This is a genomic window from Pseudomonas sp. UBA6276 (assembly GCF_002438365.1).
In the GTDB taxonomy this organism is placed as follows: domain Bacteria; phylum Pseudomonadota; class Gammaproteobacteria; order Pseudomonadales; family Pseudomonadaceae; genus Aquipseudomonas; species Aquipseudomonas coleopterorum.
The window spans coordinates 2,675-6,240 of record NZ_DJUS01000088.1 but is presented as its reverse complement, the minus strand read 5'-3'; the positions used below and the strand labels follow the sequence as shown (position 1 = coordinate 6,240).

Below are 3,566 nucleotides of genomic sequence, written 5' to 3'. Positions count from 1 at the left end.
CTAGAAGTCCAAGCGCCTGGTCGAGCACAAGAAGGATGTGGTCATCCTGCGGGACTCCATCACTTGCCTGGCCCGTGCCTACAACACCGTGATCCCGAGCTCCGGCAAGGTCCTGACCGGTGGTGTCGACGCCCACGCCCTGGAGAAGCCGAAGCGTTTCTTCGGTGCTGCGCGTAACATCGAGGAAGGCGGTTCGCTGACCATCATCGCCACCGCGCTGGTTGAAACCGGCTCGAAGATGGATGAAGTGATCTACGAAGAGTTCAAGGGTACCGGCAACATGGAACTGCCCTTGGACCGCAAGATCGCCGAAAAGCGCGTCTTCCCGGCCATCAACATCAACCGTTCCGGTACCCGTCGCGAAGAGCTGCTGACCGCCGACGACGAACTGCAGCGCATGTGGATCCTGCGCAAGCTGCTGCACCCGATGGACGAAGTGGCGGCCATCGAGTTCCTGATCGACAAGCTCAAGCAGACCAAGACCAACGACGAGTTCTTCCTGTCGATGAAACGCAAGTAAGGTCTGCTGTTCGAGAAGAGCGCCCGCGAGGGCGCTTTTTTTTGTCCCGGATTGTTTGCATCTGGGTTGATGTTTGCGCGGCCGATAACTTCGCGCCTCCAAGGAACTCTGTCTCGAGAACAGGTAAGGTTTTTTCATGCACACGTTTGGCAATCGCCGTGATATCGACGGATTACGGGCGCTGGCGGTTATCCCCGTCGTACTGTTTCATTTCGGATTCGATGCATTCAGCGGCGGTTTCGTCGGCGTGGATGTGTTCTTTGTTATCTCCGGGTTTCTGATCACCTCGATTCTGTTTCGCGAGATCAGCGCCGGGCGCTTCAGTTTCGTCGACTTCTGGGCACGCCGCGCGCGCCGCATCATTCCAGCCTTGAGCGTGGTCATTCTGGCGACCTTGGCGATGGGTTGGCTGTTGCTGACCGCGAAGGATTTCTCCGAGCTTGGCCGAACCGTGCGGTATCAGTCGCTGTTCATCTCCAATATCCTGTTCATGCGCGAGCACGGCTACTTCGAGCCTGCTTCGGATCTCAAGCCACTGTTGCATACCTGGTCACTGGCGGTCGAAGAGCAGTACTACATCTTCTTTCCGCTGATCATGGTGGTGCTGATCCGCTTTTTCAGGCACTGGCGCTGGATCTTGCTGGGCTTGTTGCTGGTTTCATTCGGCCTGAACATCGCCTGCATCGAGCACAAGCCGGCATTCACCTTCTTTTCGCTGCCCACCCGTGCCTGGGAGCTGCTCTGTGGCGCCATGCTCGCGGTGCTGCCTGTGCCCAAGCGGGCTGTGCGGCCTTGGGTCTACCAGCTGGTCGGGCTCGCCGGGATGGTGGCGGTCCTGCTTGCCGTGTTCACGTTCGATCGAGCTACGGTGTTTCCCGGTTGGGCGGCCCTGCTGCCGGTTCTGGGTACCACTGCCCTGATCTGGTCCGGTGCGCAGGGTCCGGGTCCGGCGGCACGGCTGCTGAGCCTGCGGCCGCTGGTCTGGGTGGGGTTGCTCTCCTATTCACTGTATCTGTGGCACTGGCCGGTCTACGTGTACGCCAATGCCGTTTCCATCGACGGGATCCAGCCGTTCGAGGCACTGGGCTGGATGGCCCTGGCACTGGGTCTGGCCTGGCTGAGCCTGCGGTATGTCGAATTACCGTTTCGAGAAAAACGTCTGCTGGCAGGGCGCACATCCATATTGGCAGGCGGCTTGGCGGCCATCGTCGTACTGGTGACGATCGGTTCGGCGATTCGCTCCGCCGATGGCGTGCCGGAGCGTCTGAGCGGCAAGGCCCTGGAGTACGCGCAGACCCGCGAATGGCGAGCCGGGCAGATGAAATGCATGGTGGTGACGCAGGACAAGTCGATAGACAAGGCGTGCCTGGTTGGCGGAGAGCAAGCCAAGCCGCCGACCCAGGCGTTTTGGGGTGACAGCCACGCCGCCGCATTGATGCCGGCCATCGAGCGCAATGCCCGTGCTGAAGGGCGGTCGGTGTGGCTGTTCAGCATGAGCGCCTGTCCGCCGATTCTGAACGATGAGCCGCGTCAGCGTTGCAAGGACTTCAATCAGCAAACCATGAACAAGGTGGTCAGCCTTGGTATCAAGGACGTCGTGCTGGCCTCCAATTGGAGTCTGTACGTCTACGGGCACGAGGACGGCGACAGAAAGGTCCTGCTCAACGTCCACGACGATACCGCCCAGGCCGAGCAGCGCATGGCCGCCGCCATCAAGGCGCGTGTGGCTGCCTTGCGAGAGGCAGGGGTGCAGGTCTGGCTGTTCAAGGAAGTGCCGCTGCAGCGCAAGGGCATCATCGAGCGGCTGACCAGTCTGGCGCGGATAGGACGTTCGGCCGATGGCCTGGGGCGTCCGCTCCAGGAGCATCTGGCGCGGCAGCGGTTCCTCGGCGACTTGTTCGCGTCCTTGAGCAAAGCCGATCCAGGCGTTCACATCATTGATCCGACGCCAATGATGTGTACCGATGGCGTCTGCAGCATAGAGGTCGATGGGACTTCGCAGTACAGGGACGAAGATCACTTGTCCGACGCAGGTGGCGCAAGGCTCAGCCCACTGTTTGCGCCCATGTTGCTGGGCACAAGCCATAACTGAGCGATGCCAGGCATTGACGGGCTGCTGTTTGCCCGTCAGAGCAGGTAGGATGTACGCTTATTTTCTAACTGGCATGGTCGATGAAATTCAAGGATCTTCGGGATTTCGTGCAGCAGCTTGAGCAGCGCGGAGAGTTGAAACGCATTCAGGTGCCCATCTCGCCGGTGCTCGAAATGACCGAGGTGTGCGACCGCACCCTGCGCGCAAAAGGGCCGGCGTTGCTTTTCGAAAAGCCCACCGGCTTCGATATCCCGGTGCTGGGCAACCTGTTCGGCACGCCCGAGCGGGTAGCCATGGGCATGGGCGCCGAATCGGTGAGCGAGCTGCGCGAGATCGGCAAGCTGCTGGCGTTCCTCAAGGAGCCCGAGCCGCCCAAGGGTCTGCGCGATGCCTGGTCCAAGCTGCCGATCTTCAAGAAGATCATCGCCATGGCGCCCAAGGTGATCAAGGACGCGCCCTGCCAGGAGATCGTTGTGGAAGGCGACGACGTCGACCTTGGCATGCTGCCCGTGCAGCATTGCTGGCCCGGAGACGTCGCGCCGTTGATCACCTGGGGCCTGACGGTCACCAGGGGGCCGAACAAGGAGCGTCAGAACCTGGGTATCTATCGTCAGCAGGTGATCGGCCGCAACAAGGTCATCATGCGCTGGCTGAGCCATCGCGGCGGCGCTCTGGATTACCGTGAGTGGTGCGACAAGCATCCGGGTCAACCTTTCCCCGTGGCCGTGGCCCTGGGCGCCGACCCTGCGACTATCCTCGGTGCGGTGACGCCGGTCCCCGACAGCCTGTCCGAATACGCCTTCGCCGGACTGCTGCGCGGTAACCGCACCGAGTTGGTGAAGTGCCGCGGCAACGACCTGCAGGTGCCGGCCACCGCCGAGATCATCCTGGAAGGGGTGATTCATCCGGGCGAAATGGCCGATGAAGGACCGTACGGCGATCACACCGGCTACT

Annotated in this window: 2 protein-coding genes and 1 pseudogene; all 3 read left to right on the top strand. The window is 61.4% G+C overall.

Annotated features, from left to right (window positions below; translation table 11 throughout):
* Nucleotides 1-4: 4 nt before the first annotated feature.
* Nucleotides 5-520 (top strand): annotated as a pseudogene (gene rho, locus B2V21_RS10395) (transcription termination factor Rho); the annotation flags it as partial.
* Nucleotides 521-656: 136 nt separating this feature from the next.
* Entirely contained in the window at nt 657-2,612 is a 1,956-nt protein-coding gene (locus B2V21_RS10390) for an acyltransferase family protein (RefSeq protein WP_286916799.1), read from the top strand.
* A gap of 80 nt (nt 2,613-2,692) precedes the next feature.
* On the top strand, nt 2,693-3,566 hold an 874-nt coding region (locus tag B2V21_RS10385), incomplete at its 3' end, for a UbiD family decarboxylase (protein WP_286916798.1).